The 21,694-nt window shown below is 69.7% G+C and carries 22 protein-coding genes; 8 read left to right on the top strand and 14 right to left on the bottom strand.

All coding sequences use genetic code 11. The features are described from left to right. Positions 1-17 precede the first annotated feature (17 nt). Positions 18-1,607 carry a penicillin-binding transpeptidase domain-containing protein gene (locus tag ACIBX3_RS45880; protein ID WP_397126963.1) on the bottom strand — a complete coding sequence of 530 codons (1,590 nt, stop codon included), beginning with the start codon at positions 1,605-1,607 and terminating at the stop codon, positions 18-20. A 25-nt stretch (positions 1,608-1,632) separates the two neighbouring features. Here ACIBX3_RS45880 and ACIBX3_RS45875 point away from each other — a divergent pair, with 25 nt between their 5' ends. Continuing rightward, positions 1,633-2,478: a spermidine synthase gene (locus ACIBX3_RS45875; protein ID WP_397126962.1), complete on the top strand. Its 846-nt coding sequence runs from the start codon at positions 1,633-1,635 to the stop codon at positions 2,476-2,478. Here ACIBX3_RS45875 and ACIBX3_RS45870 read toward each other — a convergent pair. Then, the gene (locus ACIBX3_RS45870) at positions 2,475-3,152 is read right to left on the bottom strand and encodes a response regulator (RefSeq protein WP_397126961.1); all 678 of its coding nucleotides are present in this window, start codon (positions 3,150-3,152) and stop codon (positions 2,475-2,477) included. The genes ACIBX3_RS45875 and ACIBX3_RS45870 overlap by 4 nt on opposite strands. Further along, positions 3,145-4,872 (bottom strand): histidine kinase, encoded by a 1,728-nt coding sequence (locus ACIBX3_RS45865; protein WP_397126959.1) that lies wholly within the window; start codon positions 4,870-4,872, stop codon positions 3,145-3,147. Before ACIBX3_RS45865 ends, ACIBX3_RS45870 begins: the two co-directional genes overlap by 8 nt. 161 nt (positions 4,873-5,033) lie before the next feature. Between ACIBX3_RS45865 and ACIBX3_RS45860 the strand changes: the two genes are divergently transcribed. After that, positions 5,034-6,383: a serine hydrolase gene (locus ACIBX3_RS45860; RefSeq protein ID WP_397126958.1), complete on the top strand. Its 1,350-nt coding sequence runs from the start codon at positions 5,034-5,036 to the stop codon at positions 6,381-6,383. Between the two features lie 205 nt (positions 6,384-6,588). After that, entirely contained in the window at positions 6,589-7,911 is a 1,323-nt protein-coding gene (locus ACIBX3_RS45855) for an ATP-binding protein (RefSeq protein WP_397126957.1), read from the top strand. A gap of 32 nt (positions 7,912-7,943) precedes the next feature. Here the strand turns inward: ACIBX3_RS45855 and ACIBX3_RS45850 are convergent, their stop codons facing one another. From ACIBX3_RS45850 to ACIBX3_RS45810, 9 genes are all read right to left on the bottom strand, one after another. Continuing rightward, complete coding sequence (locus ACIBX3_RS45850; RefSeq protein ID WP_397126956.1) at positions 7,944-8,273, bottom strand: nuclear transport factor 2 family protein; 330 nt, start codon at positions 8,271-8,273, stop codon at positions 7,944-7,946. Continuing rightward, positions 8,270-9,367 (bottom strand): low temperature requirement protein A, encoded by a 1,098-nt coding sequence (locus ACIBX3_RS45845; protein ID WP_397126955.1) that lies wholly within the window; start codon positions 9,365-9,367, stop codon positions 8,270-8,272. Before ACIBX3_RS45845 ends, ACIBX3_RS45850 begins: the two co-directional genes overlap by 4 nt. Before the next feature lie 53 nt (positions 9,368-9,420). Next, positions 9,421-9,999, bottom strand: a complete 579-nt coding sequence (locus ACIBX3_RS45840; RefSeq protein ID WP_397126954.1) for a hypothetical protein — start codon at positions 9,997-9,999, stop codon at positions 9,421-9,423. A gap of 101 nt (positions 10,000-10,100) precedes the next feature. Then, a complete protein-coding gene (locus ACIBX3_RS45835) occupies positions 10,101-10,376 on the bottom strand; it encodes a 4a-hydroxytetrahydrobiopterin dehydratase (RefSeq protein WP_397126953.1) in 276 nt (91 codons plus the stop codon). A gap of 9 nt (positions 10,377-10,385) precedes the next feature. Continuing rightward, the gene (locus ACIBX3_RS45830) at positions 10,386-11,240 is read right to left on the bottom strand and encodes a carbohydrate ABC transporter permease (protein ID WP_397126952.1); all 855 of its coding nucleotides are present in this window, start codon (positions 11,238-11,240) and stop codon (positions 10,386-10,388) included. Positions 11,241-11,242: 2 nt separating this feature from the next. Next, positions 11,243-12,157: a carbohydrate ABC transporter permease gene (locus ACIBX3_RS45825; RefSeq protein WP_397126951.1), complete on the bottom strand. Its 915-nt coding sequence runs from the start codon at positions 12,155-12,157 to the stop codon at positions 11,243-11,245. A gap of 3 nt (positions 12,158-12,160) precedes the next feature. Next, positions 12,161-13,600, bottom strand: a complete 1,440-nt coding sequence (gene ngcE, locus ACIBX3_RS45820; RefSeq protein WP_397126950.1) for an N-acetylglucosamine/diacetylchitobiose ABC transporter substrate-binding protein — start codon at positions 13,598-13,600, stop codon at positions 12,161-12,163. 361 nt (positions 13,601-13,961) lie between these two features. Further along, positions 13,962-15,176, bottom strand: a complete 1,215-nt coding sequence (locus ACIBX3_RS45815) for an aminotransferase class III-fold pyridoxal phosphate-dependent enzyme (RefSeq protein ID WP_397126949.1) — start codon at positions 15,174-15,176, stop codon at positions 13,962-13,964. Further along, complete coding sequence (locus ACIBX3_RS45810; RefSeq protein WP_397126948.1) at positions 15,176-16,090, bottom strand: carbohydrate kinase family protein; 915 nt, start codon at positions 16,088-16,090, stop codon at positions 15,176-15,178. Before ACIBX3_RS45810 ends, ACIBX3_RS45815 begins: the two co-directional genes overlap by 1 nt. A gap of 46 nt (positions 16,091-16,136) precedes the next feature. Between ACIBX3_RS45810 and ACIBX3_RS45805 the strand changes: the two genes are divergently transcribed. Both ACIBX3_RS45805 and ACIBX3_RS45800 read left to right on the top strand, forming a co-directional pair. Next, positions 16,137-16,721, top strand: coding sequence for a TetR/AcrR family transcriptional regulator (locus ACIBX3_RS45805; RefSeq protein ID WP_397126947.1), 585 nt, complete (start codon positions 16,137-16,139; stop codon positions 16,719-16,721). A gap of 40 nt (positions 16,722-16,761) precedes the next feature. After that, entirely contained in the window at positions 16,762-17,397 is a 636-nt protein-coding gene (locus ACIBX3_RS45800; protein WP_397126946.1) for a class II aldolase/adducin family protein, read from the top strand. Here the strand turns inward: ACIBX3_RS45800 and ACIBX3_RS45795 are convergent. Then, a complete protein-coding gene (locus ACIBX3_RS45795) occupies positions 17,366-18,946 on the bottom strand; it encodes a DUF885 domain-containing protein (RefSeq protein WP_397126945.1) in 1,581 nt (526 codons plus the stop codon). The genes ACIBX3_RS45800 and ACIBX3_RS45795 overlap by 32 nt on opposite strands. Positions 18,947-18,968: 22 nt before the next feature. On the opposite strand from ACIBX3_RS45795, the gene ACIBX3_RS45790 reads away from it, so the two are divergent. After that, a complete protein-coding gene (locus ACIBX3_RS45790) occupies positions 18,969-20,177 on the top strand; it encodes a DUF4032 domain-containing protein (RefSeq protein ID WP_397126944.1) in 1,209 nt (402 codons plus the stop codon). On the opposite strand, the gene ACIBX3_RS45785 is transcribed toward ACIBX3_RS45790, so the two are convergent. Next, entirely contained in the window at positions 20,171-20,776 is a 606-nt protein-coding gene (locus ACIBX3_RS45785; RefSeq protein ID WP_397126943.1) for an NAD(P)-dependent oxidoreductase, read from the bottom strand. The two genes, ACIBX3_RS45790 and ACIBX3_RS45785, sit on opposite strands and share 7 nt — an antisense overlap. Before the next feature lie 54 nt (positions 20,777-20,830). Between ACIBX3_RS45785 and ACIBX3_RS45780 the strand changes: the two genes are divergently transcribed. Beyond that, entirely contained in the window at positions 20,831-21,181 is a 351-nt protein-coding gene (locus ACIBX3_RS45780) for a winged helix-turn-helix transcriptional regulator (RefSeq protein WP_397126942.1), read from the top strand. Between the two features lie 137 nt (positions 21,182-21,318). Then, on the top strand, positions 21,319-21,693 hold the full coding sequence (locus tag ACIBX3_RS45775) for a roadblock/LC7 domain-containing protein (protein ID WP_397126941.1): 375 nt from the start codon (positions 21,319-21,321) through the stop codon (positions 21,691-21,693). The last annotated feature ends 1 nt before the right edge of the window (position 21,694 follow it).

Genomic DNA, 21,694 nt, shown 5'->3' with positions numbered 1-21,694 from the left:
ACCTACGGTACCGTAGGTTACAGCCCATTGAGGAAGCGGGCGGCGATCGGAACGGCGGTCCCCCGCCCCGATCCCCCATGCCGCACGAACACGCAAAAGGCCAGGTCGTCGCGGTATCCGATGAACCACGCGTGCGGCTGCCCCCCGTCCCTCACCTCCGCCGTGCCGGTCGTGGCCGCCACTCCCTCCGGCAGCCCCTCGTCGCTCACCTCCGCCGTGCCGGTCTTGCCCGCCACTCCCTCCGGCAGCCCCGCCTCCGCGGCCGTGCCGTGGTCGACCACGGCAGTCATCATGTCCCTGAGCGCCGCCACGATCCCCTCGTCCATCGGCACGTCCTTGGGGGGCTCCCCCTCGACGCGGCGTACCTGCTTCTCCGAGAGCAGCCTCGGCGAGCGCCAGGTGCCGCTCTGCACGGCGGCGGCGATGGCGGCCATGCACAGCGGGCTGGTGACGACCTCGCCCTGACCGATCGCGTCGGCCCCGAACATGTTCATGTCGTCGGTCTCCGGCACGGTGCCGCAGTTGCCGCCGATGCCCGTCATGATCGGCCGGCCGAACCCCCACTCCGCCGCCGTCTCCGCCAGGTCCTTCGAGCTCAGCCTGGTGGTGGTCTGCTCGACGAACGTCGTGTTGCAGGAATGGGCGAACGCGTCGGTGAAGGTGATGAGGCCGCGATCCACCTCGCCGTCGTTGTCGAAGGGCCGGAAGCCCGGGATGGTGTACGTGCCGGGGCATCCGACCTCGGCGGACGGCTCGAGGCCGCTCTTGAGCAACGCCGCCGCCGTGATCGTCTTGAAGACCGAGCCCGGCGGGAAGACGTCCCGCACGGCGCTGTAGTTCTCCTCCAGGCGGTCGGCCAGCCCCAGGATCTCACCGGTGCTCGGCCGGATCACGACGATCGTGGAGTCCTCGACGCCGTCCAGCGCCCGGGCCGCCGCCGCCTGGACCGGGCGTGACAGCGTGATGCGCTCGACGTTCGCCTCGGGCTGCTTGGTCAGCAGCGGCCGGTCCGGCTGCCCCGGCACCTTCAGCACCAGCTCCCAGCCGTGGTTGGCCTCCGCGAACTCGGGCTTGAGCGGGTCGAGGTACGCCTCCGCGTAGCTGTCGTTGGGGATCTTTGCGCCCTCGGTGGTCACGAACTCCGCCGCCGTGATGTCCACCTCACCGAGCTCCAGCCGGCCGCCGTCCTTGAGCAGCGGATGCAGCGTCTCGGGCGCCCACAACACCTTCCAGGCCCGGTCCCGTACGGCCAGCCGCAACGTGCTGTCGAACGGCCACGCCCCGAACTCGGCGAGCTGCCGGACCCCCGCGAACGGCACCTCGGCGGCCCCGTCACCCAGGCTCTTCATCGGCCCCGGGGTCAGCTGGATGGATCGGACGTGCAACTCCTCCGACAGCGCGCGATGCCGGGCGACGAAGTCGGCGGGCGGCTGGTACGCCAGCCGCTCCATGGTCGTGATGTTCCCCTTGCGCCAGGCCTCGAAGTACGCGGCCGCGGTCTGCGACGCGCTCCCCTTGACCCGGTTCGACGCCAGCACCGCGAACGCCGACGCCCCGACTACCGCGACTACCGCGATAGCGAGCACGATCAGCCTTCGTCGTCGCATACGGTTTCTCCCAGGAGGGATCAGCGTGACACGTGGACAGCGGGAACCGATGCCTGGCCTGTACTCGGTGACGTTCGGCGAGGTCGAACTTCTCCGGGACCTGGACAGGCAGGACGGCTGGGTGCTGTCCAAGGATGGCGTACCTCAGTCTTATGTGGATCTGAAAGACCCCACATTTCTGGAATTCGAGTACGTCCGTCTCATGGCGGACGTTATCGACCTTCTGGACGAGGGCCCGCTCAGTTGCGTGCACGTGGGCGGCGGCGCCTGCACCATCCCCCGCTACGTCGCCGCCACCCGCCCCGGCTCCAGGCACATAGTGATCGAGCCCGACGGCCTGCTGGTCAACCTGGTACGCGAGCAACTGGACCTGCGCTCGGTGCCCCGGCTGAAGGTCATCGTCGAGGGCGGTCGCGAGGGCACGGCCAAGGTATGGGACGCCACCGCGGACCTGATCGTGCTGGACGCGTTCACCGGGGCCACGATGCCGGTGGAGCTGGCGACGGCCGAGTACATGGGCGACATCGCCAGAGTGCTGCGCCCGGACGGCACCTTGTTGATCAACATGGCGGACGGCAAGGGCCTGGCCTTCGCCAAGCGCCTGCTGGCCACGGCCACCGGCGCGTTCCGGCATGTCGCGCTGCTGGCCGAGCCGGGGGTCATGCGGGGGCGCCGCTTCGGGAACCTGATCGTGGCGGCGTCGCGGACGGACCTGCCGGTGGACCTGCTCACCCGGCGGGCGGCCGGCGGGTTGACGCAGGCGAGATGCGTGCACGGGGAGGCGCTGAAGAACTTCATCGCGGGAGCGCCGCCGATCAAGGACGGCGACCCGGTATTAGCCCCGGTCCCCCCGCCCGCCGTCTTCGGCTAGGACGGGTCCGGGCCCAGGTAGGCGAGGACCGCCGCCACCCGCCGGTGTACGTCGCCGCTGTTCTCCAGGCCCAGTTTGGAGAAGATCGAGTTGACGTTCTTCTCCACCGAGGAGATCGACAGGTGCAGGGCACGGGCGATGGCCGAGTTCGAGCGGCCGTGCGCCATCTCCCGCAGCACGTCACGCTCTCGCGCGGTCAGTTCCTCCCGCTGCCCCCGTACATCCCGCCGGGCCAGCAGCCCCTCCACCACCTTGGGGTCGATGACCGACCCGCCCGTGGCGACGGCCCGGATCGCGCCCAGCAACTCGTCCAGATCCCCCACCCGGTCCTTCAGCAGGTACGCGAACCCCTCCGTCCCGTGCTTGAACAACTCGAACGCGTACAGCGCGTCCGAGAACTGCGACAACACCACGACCCCGATCCCGGGATGCGCGGCCCGGATGCGGTGGGCCGCGTCGATGCCCTCGAAGCCGGCCCGCCACTCCCCTCCCGGCATGCGGATGTCGGTGATCACGACGTCGGGGCCGAGCCGGCGTGCGGCGTCCATGAGCTCGTCGGCGGTGCCCACCGCGCCGGCGACCGTCACCTCGCCCGACATCTCGAGGAGCCGCCGGGTGCCCTCGCGTACGAGGTAGTGGTCGTCGGCCACCACCGTGCGGATCCGCTCAGCCATCGACCGGCACCCATGCGTTCATCCGAGTCCCCTTTCCCGGCTCGCTGTCAAGGTCCAGGCCGCCGCCGAGGGCGTCCAGCCGGTCGGCCAGGGTCGCGAGGCCCCGGCGGGCGGCGGTGCGCGGGTCGAAGCCCTTGCCGTCGTCGGCGACCGCGGCGCGCAGGCGGCCGTCCGCGTGCGACAGGCGTACGTCGATGGTCGTGGCGCCCGCGTGCTTGAGCGCGTTGGCCACGGCCTCACTCACCGTGAAGTACATCGCGCCCTCGATCTCGTCGGCGAAGCGCCGCGAACGCAGTTCGGGGGCCGACGTGACGGTCGTGCGCACGGGGAGCCTGGAGCAGCGTCCCTCGACAGCCTCGACCAGCCCGCCCTGGCTGAGGACGGCCGGGTGGATGCCGGCCGCCAGCTCGCGCAGATCGGCGAGCGTCTGGCGGGCCTGCTCACGCAGGTCGGCGAGCATGCCGGGACCGCCGCCCATGGCGCGGGCCAGCTCCAGCCCCGCGATGAGCGCGACGAGTTGTTGCTGCACGCCGTCGTGGATGTTGCGTTCGATGCGCCGGCGCTCGGCCTCCTGGGCGTTGACCAGGCGGGTGACCAGGCCTGCGCTCTGGATGGCCAGGCCGGCGGGCACGGCCAGCGCCTCCAGGAGCCGCCGGTCCTCTCGGGTCAGCCGGCCCGCCTGCCGTGGCCCGCACTCGATGCGGCCGAGCCCGCCGCGTACCGGCACCGTCAGCGCGGCCGGGCCCTCCTCGCTGCCGGCCACCACCCGGGTCCCGTCCGCGAGCGTCACGGCCGCCCACCTGGTCTCCAGCCCGGTACGCACCGCCGCGGCCAGCCGCCCGAGCTGCTCCACCGGCTCGGGCGTGTCGCCGAGCGCCGCGCCGAGGCCGGTCAGCACCTCGTCGACCGTCGGCCGCATGTCGAACACCAGGAGCAGGCGCGAACCGCGGACGCCGATCCTGAGGTCGAGCAGCCGGTGCCGGACGATCGCCACGCCGATGGCGGCGGGCAGCGCCCCGAGGGTGGTCAGGATCCCGAGCACGCCGGCCGCCCCGGCGCCGAACACCCCGAGCAGCACGAACCCGGCCAGGCTGGCGGCCGTGCCGCCGACCATCCAGGCATACTGTCCGCGCTCTTCCGGCCGGCTGCGCCGCCAGCGCGTCACGAGCCCGCAGAACACGACCACCGCCATGATCCACGTCGTGAACTGCCCCGCCGCGCCGGCAAATGCCCCGACGAGCCCGGCGCCCGACGTCGGCACACTCCGTGTGTCGTACGGCGTGGCGTCGTACAGCGTCGTCCCGATGGCGTGCACGCCGATCGCGACACCGGAGATCCACGCGATGGGCCGCCAGCGGCGCGACGGCAGCCGCCCGTCCGGGAACAACAAAGGGATGAAGATCCAGGTCATGCCGTAGAACACGGCGTACGCGGAGGTGAGCGCGGTCACCAGCAGATCAGGCCGCGCACCGCGGGCGGACAACCCCACGCCGAACGCGCCGAGCCCGAGGCCCAGAGCGCTGATCAGGAGCAGCCGGCCGAAAGGGACGTCCGGCCGCCTGGCGGCCATCAGCCAGCCGAGCCCGGCCAGGAGCACGCCGAAGACGATGAACACCCACTCCGTCACCGGGGCGGGCAGGCCGCTCGCCATGAGAGTGCCGGCCACGACGCCTCCGGCCGCGATCACCGCCGGCACCGCGGCCTTCAGCCTGGAACTCATAGGCCTCCATCGTCGAGGCGGGCCAGGACGACGTCTATGAGGTTAGCCGCATATTTCCGGCGGCCATCCGCACCGCCGGAACGGCGGCCCGCTTGGTGGTCCCCCGCGCCCGAGCTCCGATTGCCTGGGGAAGGCACACCCATCGTCAAAGGAGCCCTGCCATGAACACCCCGTCGAAGCCTGCCCGCCTCCTGGCCGCGGCCGCGGTGGCGGCGACGTTGACGGCCTGCGTGGGCCAGCCGCTTCCCGCCCAGGCCACGTCCACCCCGGCCACCGCCACCGTCACCGCCGCCCCCGTGATCCCCGGCACGCCGGCGGGCCGGCAACTGCGCTGGCTGCTCGACGCGGCCACCCGCCCGCCGATCGCCGAGAGCGAGCTGGCCGGGCACTTCTCCGCCGCCTTCCTCAAGAACATCCCGGCCGCCCAGCTCAACCAGGTCCTCGCGGTCTACAAGGGCATGCGGCTGGAGCAGGTCGTGGAGTCCAGGGACACGGCGCTGCTCGCCCGGGTCGTGGCGGGCGGCGCCCCGTACGAGGTCGTCCTCGCGGTGGACGGCGCGGGGCTGATCGACGGCCTGCAGTTCCGCGTGCCCGCTCCCAAGAGCTGGGCCGAGCTGGACGAGCGGCTGAAGAAGGTCGCGCCGCAGACCGGCTTCCTGGCGGCCGAGCTGACCAAGGGCGGCGCCTGCCGTCCCGTGCACGCCGTCGCCCGCGACACGGCGCGGCCGCTCGGTTCGATGGTCAAGTTGTACGTGCTGGGCGCGGTGGCCGAGCGTATCCGGAGCGGCGCCTTCGGCTGGGACACCCAGCTCACGATCACACCCGAGCTCAAGAGCCTGCCGAGCGGCGAGCTTCAGAACCGGCCTGACCACAGCAAGGTGTCCGTGCTGGAGGCCGCCCGGCTGATGATCTCCATCAGCGACAACACCGCCACGGACCTGCTGATCCACAAGGTGGGCCGCAAGGCGGTCGAGCGGACCATGCGGGCGTGGGGCGCTCCTGACAAGCGCAACGTGCCCCTGCTCACGACGCGGGAGCTGTTCGTGCTCAAGGGCGCCGACCATCCGCGCCACGCCAAGCGCTATCTGTCGCTGGGGACGGCGGAGCGGCGGGCGTACCTGGACAAGGTGGTCGCCAAGGTGCCGCTGTCCGCTGTCAAGCCGTGGAACGCGCCGCGCGAGCTGGACACCATCGAGTATTTCGGCTCTCCCGCCGACATCTGCCAGGCCTACTCCCGGCTGGCCCGGATCGGGGATCGGCGGGTCGGCGAGGTGTTGTCGATCACCGACGCCGGGCTGGGGCTGAACCGGAGCCAGTGGCCGGCGGTGTGGTTCAAGGGCGGCTCGGAGACAGGCCTGTCCGACCTGAGCTTCCTGGCCCGTACGTCGGAGGGCAAGGCGTATGTCGTGACCGTGATGGCGGTCGATCCGGGTGCGCCGTTGGGCGGGCAGGTCGTCATGGAACAGCTCGCCCTGGTGCGGGGCGCGTTCGCGCTGGCCAAGGATTCCTGAATCCCGGCATCTTTTAGGAGCACAGTTATTAGGATTGTGCTCCTAAGGAGGAGTCCCAATGGCTATTCCCAAGCCCGCCAGTATGTTCGATCGCACCTGGGAGTGGGCAGCGCTCACCAGGTTCGTCTCTGACGAGACGCCGGGGGCGAGCCTCGGGATCGTATCCGGTCGACGGCGCCAAGGAAAGACATTCCTTCTCGAGGCCGTGTGCAAAGCCACCAGCGGCTTCTACTTCGCGGCCATCGAGGCGGTCCCACGCCAGGAGTCACTCCGGCAACTCGGTGAAGCGCTGGGGCGGCATATCGGATCGCCCGGATCAATCCGCTTCGCGAACTGGGACGAAGCCATAGACGCGTTGCTCGCACTGGGCAAGGACCGTCCGCTACCCGTTGTCCTCGACGAGTTCCCTTATCTGGCACAGGCGGCGCCAGAGCTGCCGTCGGTGATTCAGAGAGCGATGTCCCCGCTCCGCGAGGAACGCACCGAGTCCAGATCACGGATCATGCTCTGCGGCTCGTCCATCTCGTTCATGGGAGGCCTCCTCACCGGAACGGCTCCGCTGCGCGGCCGGGCGTCTATGGAGCTCATCGTGCCGACCTTCAACTTCCGCGCTGCCAGGGAGTTCTGGGAGTTGGACGATCTGCGGCTCGCCGCACTCGTCTACCTGATCCTGGGCGGCACTCCCGCCTACAAATCCGAATTCCTGCGCGGCGTCGCACCGGCCAGCCTGGAGGACTTCGACGATTGGGTGATCGACCATGTGCTCCACCCGGCGAGCCCTCTCTTCAGGGAGGTCAGGTTCCTGCTGGCAGAGGATCCGACGCTCAGGGACACCGGCCTCTATCACACAGTGCTCGCCGCGGTCGCCGAGGGAAACTGCACCCGAGGGTCCATAGCCAGCAGGATCGAGCGCAAGGCGACTGACATCTCTCACCATCTGACCGTCCTCGCCGACGCGGGCCTCCTCACAGTCGAACCGGATGCGTTCCGGCAGAACCGCTCCACCTACCGGATCATCGAGCCACTGGTCCGCTTTTACCACTCGATCATCAGACCGAGGTTCGCCCAGCTCGAACAAGCACGGCCGGACCGGACCGAGCGCATCTGGAAGGTCGCTCAGCCGCGCTTCCGCAGCGCCGTGGCGGGGCCGGTCTTCGAGCACATGTGCCGGTCCTGGACACGAAACATGGCGGCCGAGGAAACCGTGGGCGGCATGGCCGAACAGGTGCTGTCCGGCGTCGTCCATGAACCTTCCTCCCGGACCAGCCACGAGGTCGACCTTGTCGCGATGGAGGACGACGGGAGCCTCCTGGCCATCGGCGAGGTCAAATGGGGCGACACGCTCGGGATGGCGCACCTCGAACGGATGGAGAAGATCGCTACCATCCTGACGGCCCGTGGGCAGGAGCCCAAGGTCATCGTGCTCTTCAGCGCCACCGGTTTCATGCCCGCCCTCGAGGACGCCGCCGCCAAGAGCGGTGGCCGGGTTCAGTTGGTGGGCCTCGAACGGCTCTATGAGGGTGAGTGATCCACTCGGCCGGGTGCCGGCGGCGTCCGCGATCAGGTGATCGGGAGGGCGGCGGCCGTCTGGCGCCAGATCTTGCCGTCCCTGACGACGAGGGTGCCGTACGTGGTGACGCGGTTGCCGCCGATCGTCATCCGGGCGTTGTAGAAGATCACGTCCTCGGTCACCTGGAGCGAGACGATCTCGTCCACCTGGGGCTTCGCCGAGAGATATCCGGTGAAGAGGTCCCTGATCTCGGCGGCGCCCCGCGCGACGCGGTCGAAGCGGATCACCGTGGCGTCGTCGTGGTATTGGGCCAGCAGGGCCTCCAGGTCGCCGTCGGCGATGGCGGCCAGCTGGCGGTCGAACACGTCCTGGGTGGTCATGCGGCACCTTCCGGTCGCGGGCGGAGCAGGTCGTACGCCACCTGAGCGGCCGCGTACACGAGGATGAGAGGCAGCGCCGCCGCGGTGGGCAGCGCGGACGTGGCGAGGGTGAGGGCGGCGGCGCCCAGGCGGATGGCGCCGGCGCGGCGGTCGAGCGAGCACAGGTGCTGCAGGCCGAGCACGGCGAGCACCAGGGCGGCGGGCACTCCGATGGACCAGCTCGTGCCGGCCGGGTGGGCGATCGCGTGCTCGATCCCGATCCCGAACGCCACCAGCCCGAGCGACAGCGGCAGGTGGGAGTAGACCCAGACCTGCCCGGCCACGGCGGTGCGGAGGACGACGGACTCGTCGATGTGGCCGAAGTACAGCCACCAGAAGCCCATCGCGATGGCCACCCCGGCCAGGGCGATGGCCAGCGTGCCCGGCGTGACGTCGTGGCCCTTGAGCCCGGTGACGACCGCGGCCACGACCTCGCCGAGCACGATCACCACGAACAGGCCGAAGCGCTCCGGCAGGTGCTCGCTCTGCGGCGGCAGCTTGCCCTGGTGCCGCCGCGCCAGCAGGGGCGTGGCCAGGTCGATCACCATCGCGACGGCCCAGAACGCGTATCGCAGAGGCGGGTCGACGGCGAGCGAGGCCAGCCAGAGGAGCGCGGCCGCGGTGAAGCCGGCGGCGTAGCGGACGGCCAGCGGCCGGGCCTCGGGGACATGGCGGCCGACGCGGACGTAGGCCAGGACGAGGAGCACCCTGGCCACGGCATACGCGATCGCGAAAAGCCCGGACCGCTCGGCGAAATCGCTCACGCTCGCAGCCATGGTCGCGACCGCCAGGATCTGGGGCAGCGCGAGAAGCCGGTGGCTGACGTCGTCGGTGTCGAACCTGTTGGCGTAGAAGACGTATCCGGCCCACGCCCACCAGATCGGCACGAACAACCCGACGAAGAGCAGGATGTCGCCTCCGGCGAGCACGGCGGCCAGCTCCGCGACCGCCACGACGAAGACGAGGTCGTAGAGTAGCTCCAGCCAGGTGGCGCGGCGGTGCGCGTCCTCGAAGAGCCTTAATCGGGGTGGCTGCCACTGACGGCTGCTGCTCACGGGTTCTCGTACCTCCACTATGTAATTGTGTAATTATGCCCTCCCGGCCGGGTTCAGCGTAGCGTGAGGCAGGCGACACGATCTCCCGCCTGGCCGACCTGCGGGCCGCTGGTGACAGTGCCCTTGGAGTGGATCACGAGCGAGCCGGGCAGACGGGCGGGGTCCAGCGTCCAGCCGTGGCGGGCGGCCGCGCGGCCCGCGCCCTCGCCGTCGGTGGCGAAGTCGAGCCAGATCTCACTGGTCGGATTGATCTTGCCCTGTTCGTGCTGGTAGTGCGGGCCCGAGTCCTCGGGCTTCCTGCCGCACGGCCTGGTGTGGATGTGGGCACCGTAGCGGCGGTTGGGGAGGAGGCCCTCGGCGACGAGGGACGTGCGGGTCATGCCCGCGCCGGACTCGATGGTGACGCTGGCCTGGGATCCCGCGGGGGCCAGTTTGCGGTTGTAGGCGATGGAGCCGATGTCGCCCCGGGCGAACTGGCCGGAGGCGGACAGTGTGATCCGGCCCTCCGGCGACGCGGAGCGCGGGGCGGGGGCCTGCTGGAGCGGGGCGGGCGGGCCCGCGCAGGCGGCGGCGCCCGAGACGGCGGTGCCGGAGACGGCGAGCATGACGAGAAGGTACACGGGCACGCGCATGAGAACTCCCCATAGTCCGAGCCCGGCTGCAGGCGGGCGGCGAGAGAGCCCCACTCTAACGAGTGATCGGACGGATACGCAGAGTATTCGGGGGATGTCGGTCAAGCGCCGTGCTTCGCGGCGATGTCGTCGATGATGGCGGCCAGCCGGAAGTCGAGGTCGGTGAGACCGCCCTTGTCGTGCGTGGTGAGCGCCAGGTGCAGCGAGCGCCAGCGAATGTCGATGTCCGGGTGGTGGTTGAGCTCCTCGGCCTCGACCGCGATCTCGTCCACGATGCGGATGGCGGTGGGGAAGTCGGGCGCGGTGACCGTGCGGCGGATCTCGTCGCCCTCGCGCCGCCATTCGGGCAGGTCCTTGAGCTTGTTCTCGACGTCCATGGGCCCACGTTACTTGAGCGCGCCCGAGCTGAGCCCGGACTGGATCTGCCGCTGGAAGATGATGTAAACGATCATTACGGGGAGGATGGTCATGCTCAGGGCGGCGAACAGCCCAGGCCAGTCCGCCTCGTATCCCGCCAGCGTGGAGATCTTGGCGATGCCCTGGGTGATGACCCATTTGTCCGGGTCGCCGGCCAGGAGGACGAGGGGCAGCAGATACTGGTTCCACTGGCCGAGCACGTTGAAGATGGTGATGCTGATCAGGCCGGGCTTGGCCATGGGGACCATGATCTGGAAGAACGTGCGGGTGTGCGAGGCGCCGTCTATCAGCGCCGCCTCCGCGACGGCGTCCGGAAGCGTACGGAAGAACGCCGCCAGGAAGAACACCGTGAACGGCAGCGAATAGGCGATGTAGACGAGGACGAGGCCGACGTGCGAGTTCAGCAGGCCGAACTGCTTGACGACGAAGAAGAGCGGCCCGAGGGCGAGGAAGACGGGAAACGCCAGACCGGCCACGAAGTAGTAATAGAGCAGCTTGTTGCCGACGAATTGGTAGCGGGCCAGCACGTACGCCGCCATCGACCCGAACACCATCGTCCCCGCTGTGCCGAAGAACACGACGACGACCGTGTTGAACATGTACTGCCCGATGTGCGCCTTGTCCCAGGCCCGGCCCCACGCGTCGAACCGCACCGCGCCCGGCAGCTGCAGCGGGTCGCCGAAGATCTCGGTGTTGGTCTTGAACGACGCCAGGAACGTCCACAACAACGGCAGGACGATCAGCAGCGCCCAGATCGCCAGCGCCACGTGGGAGAGCCCGCTGAGCACCCCGAACCGCGGCCTGCCCGTGTCACGTGCGGCCATGTCTACAGCTCAACTCTCTCTCGCCTGGTCGTACGCAGGGTCAGCACGGCGAACGTCACGGTCAGGAAGAACAGCGCCACGCCCATCGCGGAGGCGTAGCCGACCTTGTTGTAGGCGAAGGCCGTCTTGTAGACGGTGACCGGGAGGATGGTCGTGGCGCCGTCGGGCTCGCCCTTGTCGCCCGCCAGCACCTGGATCAGGGCGAACCCGTCGAAGGCCGCGATGCCGAGGTAGATCCACCCGACCTGGACGGTGTCGCGCAGCAGCGGCAGCGTGATCGAGAAGAACAGCCGCACGCGCCCGGCGCCGTCAAGGGCCGCCGCCTCGAAATAGTCCTTGGGGATGGCCGCCATTCCGGCGGAGAAGAGCACGACGTAGAACCCGACCGCCTGCCAGACCATCACCGCCATGATCGACCAGAGCGCCAGCCCCGGCTCGGTGAGCCAGCCCACGGGCTCGGCTCCGAACCGGGAGAGCACGCCGTTGAGCACGCCGTCCGCGTCGGGCCGGTAGACCGCCTGGAACAGCACTCCGACCACGGCCACGGCGAGGACCTGGGGGAAGAAGAACACCACCCGGTAGAACGTCGACCCCCAGACGCCCCGCATGCCCGAGCCGCGCGTGCCCCCGCCCAGATTCAGCAGGAAGGACAGGAACAGCGCGATCACGATGGTCACGATCGGCAGCACGAGCAGGAGGAGCCCGTGATTGCGCAGGGCCCGCCAGAAGGTCTCGTCCGCGAACAACCGGCCGAAATTGTCCAGCCCCACGTAACGCACGACCGAGGAATAGCCGTTCCAGCTCGTCAGTGAGAGCTGGAACGCCTGGATGTAGGGGCTGATGACGAAAACCGAATACAAGGCGACGGGGACGACGAGAAACCCGGCGACGAACCCGTACCTGCGCAACCTGACCATTGACTACTGGCTCCGCGTCTGCTTGGTGACGGAGTCGTCCTTCTTGATGGCGTCGGCCTTCTTCTGCATGTTGGCGCAGAACTTCTCGGGCGTGATCCGCCCGGCCATGACCACGTTGATCTGCTCGGTGCCGTAGTCGAAGAGCTCTTTGTACCAGCCCTCGAAACGGGCGTCGGTGATGATGTTCTGGCCGGCCGCGTCCTGCGCCTTGGCCGCGCTCTTCAGGCCGGCGGGCAGGTCCACGCCCTCGGCGGCGCCGTTCACCACTGTGATGTTCTTGGTCTTCTCGGTGAAGCCGCGCGCGCCTTCCGTGGAGAGCATGAGGCGCAGGTATTCGAGCCCGCCCTGCGGGTTCTTCCCCTTGGCGGCGACGACGAAGTTCTCGCCGACGCCGACCTGGATGGCGCCGTACGGCATCTTGTCGGCCGCGGTGACGTCGGGGATGGGGGCGATGGCGTATTCGAAGTCCAGCGGCTTGTCCTTCTCCATCTCGTTCTCGATCCAGGACCCGACGGGGTAGAACAGCACCTTGTTCTGCAGGTGCTTGATCTGGGTCTGCGTGTGGTCGAGGCCGAAGAACGCCTTGTCGCCGTACTTGGCCTGGACGTCCACCCACGCCGCGACCGCCTGCTTCATGGCGTCGGAGTTCCAGGCGTTGTCGACCAGGTTGTCGATGTCGATGATGGTCTGGTTGCCGCCGATCTTGGCGGCGGTGTAGAGCACGTTCCAGAGCTGGTAGTACGGGCCCTTCTGGCCGGGGTACGCGAACAGCAGGACGCCGTCCTTCTTCGCCGTCTCCCCCAGGGCCGTGAACTCGGCCCACGTCTTCGGGACCGCCCATCCCCTGGACTCGAACAGCTTCGCGTTGTACCAGAGCGCGCGGTGGGACACGGTGTAGTTCAGCACCAGGTCCTTGCCATCGATCTTGGCGTTGTCGAACACGGCCGGCGTGAGCGTGTCGCGAACCTTCTTGCCGGGCTCGTCCGCCGACGGCGCGTCGAACAGCGGGGTCAGGTCCGCCAGGTGGCCCTCGGCCGCCAGCGCGACGAGGTCCATCGCCTCGGGGCCCGAGTTGTTGAGCACGTCGGGGGCGTCGCCGCCGACGAAGCGGGGGCGGAGCTGGGTGCCGATCTGCTGGGTGGCGGTGTGCTTGATCGTCACACCCGGGAACGCCTTCTTGTACAGCTCCTCGTGCAGGTCCTTGGCGTACGCGTCGCCGTATCCGCCGCTGAAGATGACCACTTCGAGCGGCTTCTTGGCGTCGACGCCGAACGGGTTCTTCGAATCGGCGGAGAGGGTGACGGAAGGGGCAGGCGTGGGCTCGCCGCCCGTTCCCGCGGTGGCGCAGGCACTCAGCAGGCCCGCGCCGGGGCCGGCGACGAAAGCGGTCAGGCCGATGCGGCGAAGCAGCTGGCGCCGCGTGATCTCGCCCGGGTGGGTCATGGGGGCTCCTGAATTAGGAAAGTTTCCTAAATGTTTGCCCGAAGATATGGATACCCCCCGACCTGCGTCAAGAGGTCTCCATCGAGACGTGACCTGGCCGTGACCGCTTACAGAGAATGCCGACAATTCAGTGGACGCGCTTGTGAAGGGGCAAGGACGTCCAGGTGGGAGGGCGGTACGGCACCGGCGAGTGGGGCGACGGGCATCGGCGGGCGTGGCCGGCGGATGTCCTCAGCGCGCCGCGCCGGCGAGAAGGCGTGCGGCGGGTGGCCGGGTGGTGCCGCCCCGCCCGGGCGCGCGGTGCCGCGCGGGCAGCGGGGCGGGGCGGGGGCGGACTGTGGGGCGGGGCGGGGATAGCTGGTCAGGCGAAGTGGGTGCGGGTTTCGGCGAAGGCCTGGTCCGTGCCCTCCAGCGCCTTGGCGACGTCCTCCTCGGTGTGAGCCGCCGACATGAACCAGTTGTGCCAAGGGTGCAGGTACACCCCGTGGCGCAGGCAGGCGTCGCTCCAGTACATGGCCACGGACAGGTCGGCGTCCCCGTCGAAGCTGAGCCACGGGATCGTCACCGGTCCCGTCTGGTTCACCACGAAGCCGTGGGCCTTGGCCTGCTCGTACAGCCCTTCGCGCAGCCGCGTGCCGGCCCTTTCCATGGCGAGGATGCCGTCCGTGTCGCGCAGCGTCTCGATCGTGGCCTTCGCCGCGGCCATCGCGACCGCCGAGAACCAGAACGAGCCCGTCGAGTACAGCGTCTGGGCCGGCCCTCGAAGCGCGTCGGTGCCGGTCACGGCGGCGATCGGATAGCCGTTGGCCATGGCCTTGGACCAGGCCGTCAGGTCCGGGCGGACCCCGTACGGCTCCCAGGACCCCCGAAGATCGATCCGGAAGCCGGCCCGCACGTCGTCGATCACCAGCGCCGCCCCGAGACGGTCGGCCAGGGCCCGGGCGCCGCGGGCGAAGGCGGGCTCGACCAGCTCCTGGTCCTCGAACGCGTCATGCTTGAACGGCGTCACGATGATCGCCGCCACGTCCCCCTCCACGGTGGCCGCCGCCGCCTCCAGCGACTCCAGGGAGTTGTACGCGAACTCGACCAGGTCGGCCCGCTCGTTCGGCGTCGTTCCGGCGAGGGACGGCGTGCACCAGGGGTCGGCCCCGTGGTAGGCCCCGTGCGCCATCAGCACCTTCGTGCGCCCGGTCGCGGCCCTGGCGACCATGAGCGCCTGCGTGGTGGCGTCGGTGCCGTTCTTGGAGAACATCGCCCAGTCGGCACTGGGGACGGTGTCCACGATCAACTCGGCCAGCTCGACCATGATCGGTCCCGGGCCGTTGAGGCAGTCGCCGAGCGCGGCCTGGCGGGCGGCGGCCTCCTCCACGCGCGGGTGCTTGTGTCCCAGCACGACGGGGCCCCAGCTGCACATGAAGTCGATGTACTCGCGGCCGTTCACGTCCCACTGCCGGCAGCCTTCGCCGCGTTCGAAGAACTGCGGGTAGCCGGGGGCGAAGAGGGCGGCGTTGAGGTGCCCGTACATGCCGCCGGGGATCACCTTCGCGGCCCGCAGGCGGAGTTCGGAGTCGTTCATCAGAGCATCCCCAGGGTGGAGTCGAGGTCGGTGAGGCCGGCGTCGGAGCCGAGGCCGGTGGCGACGCGGGCGGCCGCGGCGGTGCCCCAGCGGGCGGAGGTCAGGACGTCCTGACCGTGGAGGAGGCCGGTCAGGAACCCGGCGCAGTACGCGTCGCCGCAGCCGGTGGTGTCCACGACGTCGGTCTTGAGAGCGGGTACGGGTGAGGATCCCTCCGGCGTGACGACGAGGCTGCCTTCCTCGCCCAGCGTCACGAGGACGCCGCGCGGGCCGTCGGCCAGGAGGGTCGCGGCCGCGGTCTCGGCGTCGGCGGCGCCGGTCATGAGCAGGGCCTGGGACTCGTTCGGCAGGACGTAGTCCACGTGCGGGAGGAAGGCCCGGGCCATTCCCAGTAAGTCGGGCATCTCGGAGAGGAGGTCCATGGTCACAAGAGTCCCGGCCGCCCGTACCTCGTCCAGGAGGGCGAAGAAGGCCGGGTCGCCGAGCCCGAAGGTGACGTCCATGCCGCCCAGGTGGATCGCCCGCGCGCCGCGCAGCACGCCGGCGTCCAGGTCGGCGTAAGTGACGGAGAGGTTCGCGCCGGGGACGTGGAAGCTGGGCCGCCCGCCGTCGGGCCTGATGGGCAGGATCGAGGCGGCGGTCTGCTCCCCCGGCCTGCGCGCCAGGCGCGAGGTGTCCACCCCTCGCTTGGCCAGCACCATCAGCAGGAAGTCGCCGAGCTCATCGTCACCGATGGCGCCCATCGTGACCACGTCATTGCCCAGCTTGACCAGGTCCACCGCCGTCCCCGCGGCGGCGCCGGCGGCGGTGAGGCGGACCTGGTCGACCAGCACGGTGTCCTGGCCCTCGGGGATGTGATCGATGGGCCTGGCGAGAATGTCGACGATATGGACGCCGACGGTGACAACGGTCATAGTTTATATAGACAGACGTCCGAATAAAAAGTCAATGGAGGATTCGATGCCGAAGATCGTCGATCACGACGAGCGCAGGCGCGAGGTGCTGTCGGCGGCCCGCCGGGTGATCGTGAGGGACGGCATCGACGCCGCGACGACCCGGGCCATCGCCAAGGAGGCCGGCTACTCCAACGGGGTGCTCGCCCACTACTTCACCGACAAGGACGAGATCCTGCTGTCCGCGCTGCGCCAGTCCCATCAGCGCATCCGGGACCGGCTGACCCGCAAGGTGGAAGGCGTGCCGGGGCTGGCGGCCCTGCGCGAGCTGCTGCTGGACAACCTGCCGCTGGACGCCGAGCGCACCCAGGAGACGCGGCTCGAGGTCAGCTTCTGGAGCCGGAGCCTGGCCTCGGAGCGGCTGGCCGAAGTGCAGCGGGCGGAGGCGGCCGAGCTGCGCTCCGCCGTACGCGACCTGCTGGGCCAGGCCCGCGCGGCCGGCGAGCTGCGTACCGACGACAGCCTCGACGACCTGACCGAGCACCTGCTCGCCCTGGTCGACGGCCTCAGCCTGCACCTGCTGCTCTACCCCGGCCGGCTGACCCGCGTCGACCTGGAACGGCTCATGTTGCAGGCCTTGGACCGGCTCTGACCGTTGCTGTAATTCGGACGACCGACTACATTGGCGGCGTATGAGCCTCCGCGAGCAGCTGTGCGAGTACGGCCGGCGGGCCGTCGAGCTCGGCCTGGTCATCGGCACCTCGGGCAACCTGAGCGTACGCCAGGGCGACCTGGTGGCGGTCACCCCGTCGGGGGCGGCGCTCGACAAGCTCACCCCGGAGATGTGCCCGATCGTGGACGTCGACGGTTACCTGGTCGAAGGGGAGCTGCAGCCGTCCAGCGAAACCCCCATGCACCTGGCCGTCTATGAGACCACCGGCGCGCAGGCCGTCGTGCACACGCACTCGGTGTTCGGGACCGTCGTGGCCACCACGATGACCGAGCTGCCGCCGGTGCACTACAACGCGCTGCTGCTCGGCGGCGTGGTCAAGGTCGCCGAGTACGCCACGTACGGCACCCCGGAGCTGGCCGCCAACGTGCGCGCGGCGCTTGAGGGCAAGCAGGCCGCCCTGATGGCCAACCACGGCGGGGTGACCATCGGGGCGACCCTGGAGCAGGCGTTCGAGGCCACGCGGCTGCTGGAGTGGCTCTGCGAGGTGTACGTGCGCGGGCTCGGCGTCGGCAAGCCCGCCATCCTGACGGAGGAGCAGCTCGCCGCCGTGGTCGAGCGCTCGCTCAACCCGCCGCGGTTCCCTCGCAGACCCTAGCCGCCAGCCCCAGAGGCAGGCCGCCGGAGCCCGCGATCCGGTCGTGGAACCCCTTCAGCGGCCCTTGGAACGACCCGCGGATGCGGTCGATCTCGATGGCGCCGGTGAGGTAGGACGGCGCCTGCGTGGGCCAGGCGCAGTAGCGGTTGACCTCGCCCTGCGCGGTGCCGGGCGACAACGACGCCTTCGTGGCCATGAAGGTCTCGGCCTCCTCGATGGACATGTCCTCGCAGTGCAGGGCCGTGTCCACGATGATCCTGGCGGCGCGGAAGATCCGGCAGTCCAGGTGGGCCAGCTCGGTGGCCGGGGTGTCGAAGTAACCCTGCTCGTGCAGGAGCTTCTCGACGTACAGGGCCCAGCCCTCGGTGAAGTACGCCGTGCGGAAGACCTTCCTGACCGTGCGGGGGTTGCCCGCCATGTACGACAGGTGCCAGTGGTGCCCCGGGTACGCCTCGTGGACGGCGATCGACGGCATCTGGGCCCGCGAGTTCGTCCGGAGCCGCTGGCGCACCTGCTCCGGCGTGAAGTCGTCCGGCGTGTACGGCACGAAGAAGACGCCGGTCCGCGAGCTGCTCAGCGGCGGCGGCGACAGGTAGTGGGCGACGGACAGGACCGGCCGGGTGTACTCGGCGGACGGCAGCACATGGCACTCCTCGCCGTCGGCGAACGTCACCAGGTCACGTTCCTTGACGAAGTCCCTGGCCCGCTGGGTCTCCGCGTCGTACTCGGCCCGCATGTCCGCCAAGGTCGGCGGATGGTCGTCCATGAGGGACTCCATCGCCGCCCGCCAGTCCTGGGAGCCGTTGACCCGGGTCGCGACCTCGCGCATCCTGGCGTCCAGCTCGGCCCAGGCCGCCTGGCCCTTCTCGTGCAGCTCGGCGGCGCCGTACCCGAGGAGCTCGCGCTCGCGCAACAGCGTGGAGTAGAGCTTCTCCCCCATCCGCCAGGTGCCGCCGCACTGGAAGCCCTCCAGGAACGTGACGAGCTCGTCGAACGCCTGGGCGGCCGGCTCGGCGGCGGCGGCCAGCTTCGCGCGCAGGTCGGGATCCTCCACCATGCCGGGGATCGTGCGGGTCAGGAAGTTGCGGCCGGTGCGGGCCTGGCCGAGCCCGCGCTGGACGAGCAGCGGCGCGGCCAGGTCGGGGTCCAGGTTCGCCCGGCAGGCCGCCAGCACGCCGGGCACCTCGGCCAGCCGGGAGACGGCGGCCGACACCAGCTCGGGCTCCGGCTTGAGCCGCCGCTGGAACGGTGTGTACATCGAGCCGAAGATCGCCGAGAGGTAGACGGCCGGGTCGCGGCGCCAGTCGGGCCAGGACGCCAGGGCCAGCGAGCCCCTCAGCTGGGAGCGGACAAGATCTCTGTCGATCGCGTCGTCCAGCGACGGGGCCTCGGCCGCCGAGAGGCGTTCGAGCCAGCGGGCCTCGTCCCGCTCGCGGGCGGCCCAGGCGGAGGCGCTGAAATCGCCGAGTGTGTGGTCGTAGCCGTCGGCCCCCAGGAAGCTGGCGACGACGGGACGGTCGGAAAAGTACCACCTGAGAAACTCGTCCACCGATGCACCATATCCTGAGCAAATGCCCCTGCAGATCACTGGCGCGCTCGGCGACCCCGACCTTATTCGCCTCCCCTGGGACGTCCCTCTAGCAGACTGGCCGCAGCACCATCTGGTCGATCTCCCGCGCGGCATCTCGCGGCACGTGGTGCGCTTCGCCCGGCTCTCCGGCAAGGTGTACGCGATCAAGGAGATCAGCGAGCGCTACGCCAAGCGCGAATACGGGCTGCTGTGGGACCTGGCCCGGCTGGACGCGCCGTCGGTGGAGCCCGTGGCGTACGTCACCGGCCGCGACGAGGGCCTGGACGCGGCGCTGATCACCCGTCACCTGCAGTTCTCGCTGCCCTACCGTGCGGTCATGTCGGGCACGCTGCGCCCCGACACGCTGACCCGCCTGCTGGACGCGCTCGCCGTGCTGCTGGTGCGGCTGCACCTGAACGGCTTCTACTGGGGCGACTGCTCGCTGTCCAACACGTTGTTCCGCAGGGACGCGGGGGCGTTCGCGGCCTACCTGGTGGACGCCGAGACCGGCGAGATGCATCCGATGATCAGCGAGGGCCAGCGGGCGGCCGACATCGACGCGGCCCACACCAACATCTTCGGCGAGATGCTGGACCTGGAGGCCGGCGGGCTGCTGCACCCGTCCATCGACCCCATGGACACCGCCGAGGACGTCGTCGCCCGCTACCACCGCCTGTGGGACGAGATCAACCAGAGTGAGATCATCGAAGAGGTCGACTGGCACCGCGTGGAGCAGCGCATCAGACGGCTCAACCTGCTGGGCTTCGACGTGGCCGAGATGATGGTGCGTCGCAAGGTCGGCACGGGCCGGCTCATCGTGCGGCCCAAGGTCGTGGACGCCGGGCACCACCAGCGGCGGCTGCTCCGGCTGACCGGGCTCGACGTCGAGGAGAACCAGGCGCGGCGGCTGCTCAACGACCTCGACGGGTTCCGGGTGGCCAAGGGGCTGCGGCACGAGGACGAGGCCATCGTGGCGCACCGGTGGCTGGCGGAGGTCTTCCAGCCGACGGTCGAGGCCATTCCCGTGGCGCTGCGCGGGAAACTGGAGCCCGCGCAGCTGTTCCACGAGATCCTCGACCACCGCTGGTACCTGTCGGAGCAGGCCGGCGCCGACGTCGGGCTTGAGGCGGCCGTGAAGTCGTACGTGGACAACGTGCTCGTCCACAAGCCCGACGAGAAGGCGCTGCTGCCGGACGAGCCGGCTCAGTAGGCGACCGTGATGCGCTGCCGCGGATGCGTGGTCTTCTCCAGCTCGTCCGCGACGGCGACCGCGTAGTCCTCGGCGGAGATGAAGCTGCGGCCCTCGGAGTCGACGAGCAGGTCCTCGTGGCCGATGCGATAGATCCCGGTGCGGTCGCCGGGCGCGATCTCGGCGGCCGGTGAGATGTAGGTCCAGTCCAGGTCCTCGACCGGCCGGAAGAGGCCGAGCACCGAGCGCTGGGCCAGCGCCTCACCTTTGTAGATGTCCGGGAACTCGGGCGTGTCGACCAGGTCGAGGTCCGGGGCGACCTTGAGGCTGCCGGCGCCGCCGACGGCGATCACACGGCGCACCCCTGCCGCGCGTACGCCCTCGATCAGCGCGCGATAGGCGTCGAGGAACGGGCCCTCCGGCTCGGTGCCGTCGCGGGGCGGGCTGATGGCGGAGACGACGGCGTCGTGGCCCTTGGCCAGGGTGGCGGCGTCGTGGACGTCGCCCTTGACGGGGGCGCCCGAGCGGCTGACGCCGGTCACCTCGTGCCCGCGATCGGCCAGTTCTGCGGCGATGCGCTGGCCGATCATGCCGGTCGCGCCAAAGAGAAGAATCTTCATGCGCCCAACAGTATCCATTGGATACTGGTTACTTCATCGTGCTATAGGTGCCTTATGGATACCGGTGATGTCTTCGACCCGAACTGTCCGACCAGGGTGGTTCTGGACCGGATTGGCGACAAGTGGTCGGTGCTGGTCCTGCTCAGCCTCATCGGCGGGCCGATGCGGTTCACCCGGCTGCGAGCGCGGATGGGCGGGGTCACGCCCAAGGTGCTGACGCAGACCTTGCGCGCCATGGAGCTGGACGGGCTCGTGACGCGGGAGGTGTTCGCCGAGGTGCCGCCACGGGTCGAGTACGCGCTGACGGACCTCGGGCGCTCGCTGCACGAGCCGGTCTCGGTGGTGACCAGGTGGGCGGAGCAGAACGTGGCCGAAATCCTTCGCTACCGCGAGAAAGCCTCATAAATCGCATAGTCATGCGCATCGGTGTTGTTTTTCTACGCCATAGCCGTACAAAACCTTAACTCCAGCATCCGCTCACGCTTCGGTCCGATCCCGCACTCCTACGCTGTCTCTGTCCCACTGACGGCGAGGGAGGTCACATGCTCGGAATCGACGCCTGTCTGGCGGAGGTCATGTCCATACCTGGGGCGCAGGACGCCATGCTGATGGACCACATCAGCGGCATGGCGGTGGCCTTCCGCCCCGCCTCCGGCGTGAACGCCGACCGGTCGGCCGCCGCGCTGGCCGAGGCGCTGCGCGCCACCGCCGACGGCCTGGCCCGCTCGCGCCCGGACGAGGTCGTGCGCATCGACGACATGCTCGTCACGACCGACAAGGCCCACCATCTGCTCCGGCTGCTGGAGACGGCCTTCAAGGGGCCGATGGTCATCTACGTGCGCCTCGACCTGGAACGATCCAATTTGGCCTTGGCCAGGCACCGCCTGCGGTCCATCTCCGCCTGCCTCACGACGTGAA

Origin of the sequence: Nonomuraea sp. NPDC049480 (assembly GCF_044465905.1) — a bacterium.
Lineage (GTDB): Bacteria > Actinomycetota > Actinomycetes > Streptosporangiales > Streptosporangiaceae > Nonomuraea.
The sequence above is the reverse complement of the archived record's forward strand: the minus strand, read 5'-3'. Positions and strand labels throughout refer to the sequence as shown.

Coding starts and splice junctions, on each gene's coding strand:
- ACIBX3_RS45880 (WP_397126963.1), bottom strand. CDS start 1,607: ATGCGACGACGAAGGCTGATCGTGCTCGCTATCGCGGTAGTCGCGGTA.
- ACIBX3_RS45870 (WP_397126961.1), bottom strand. CDS start 3,152: ATGGCTGAGCGGATCCGCACGGTGGTGGCCGACGACCACTACCTCGTA.
- ACIBX3_RS45865 (WP_397126959.1), bottom strand. CDS start 4,872: ATGAGTTCCAGGCTGAAGGCCGCGGTGCCGGCGGTGATCGCGGCCGGA.
- ACIBX3_RS45860 (WP_397126958.1), top strand. CDS start 5,034: ATGAACACCCCGTCGAAGCCTGCCCGCCTCCTGGCCGCGGCCGCGGTG.
- ACIBX3_RS45850 (WP_397126956.1), bottom strand. CDS start 8,273: ATGACCACCCAGGACGTGTTCGACCGCCAGCTGGCCGCCATCGCCGAC.
- ACIBX3_RS45840 (WP_397126954.1), bottom strand. CDS start 9,999: ATGCGCGTGCCCGTGTACCTTCTCGTCATGCTCGCCGTCTCCGGCACC.
- ACIBX3_RS45835 (WP_397126953.1), bottom strand. CDS start 10,376: ATGGACGTCGAGAACAAGCTCAAGGACCTGCCCGAATGGCGGCGCGAG.
- ACIBX3_RS45830 (WP_397126952.1), bottom strand. CDS start 11,240: ATGGCCGCACGTGACACGGGCAGGCCGCGGTTCGGGGTGCTCAGCGGG.
- ACIBX3_RS45825 (WP_397126951.1), bottom strand. CDS start 12,157: ATGGTCAGGTTGCGCAGGTACGGGTTCGTCGCCGGGTTTCTCGTCGTC.
- ngcE (WP_397126950.1), bottom strand. CDS start 13,600: ATGACCCACCCGGGCGAGATCACGCGGCGCCAGCTGCTTCGCCGCATC.
- ACIBX3_RS45815 (WP_397126949.1), bottom strand. CDS start 15,176: ATGAACGACTCCGAACTCCGCCTGCGGGCCGCGAAGGTGATCCCCGGC.
- ACIBX3_RS45810 (WP_397126948.1), bottom strand. CDS start 16,090: ATGACCGTTGTCACCGTCGGCGTCCATATCGTCGACATTCTCGCCAGG.
- ACIBX3_RS45805 (WP_397126947.1), top strand. CDS start 16,137: ATGCCGAAGATCGTCGATCACGACGAGCGCAGGCGCGAGGTGCTGTCG.
- ACIBX3_RS45800 (WP_397126946.1), top strand. CDS start 16,762: ATGAGCCTCCGCGAGCAGCTGTGCGAGTACGGCCGGCGGGCCGTCGAG.
- ACIBX3_RS45790 (WP_397126944.1), top strand. CDS start 18,969: ATGCCCCTGCAGATCACTGGCGCGCTCGGCGACCCCGACCTTATTCGC.
- ACIBX3_RS45785 (WP_397126943.1), bottom strand. CDS start 20,776: ATGAAGATTCTTCTCTTTGGCGCGACCGGCATGATCGGCCAGCGCATC.
- ACIBX3_RS45780 (WP_397126942.1), top strand. CDS start 20,831: ATGGATACCGGTGATGTCTTCGACCCGAACTGTCCGACCAGGGTGGTT.
- ACIBX3_RS45775 (WP_397126941.1), top strand. CDS start 21,319: ATGCTCGGAATCGACGCCTGTCTGGCGGAGGTCATGTCCATACCTGGG.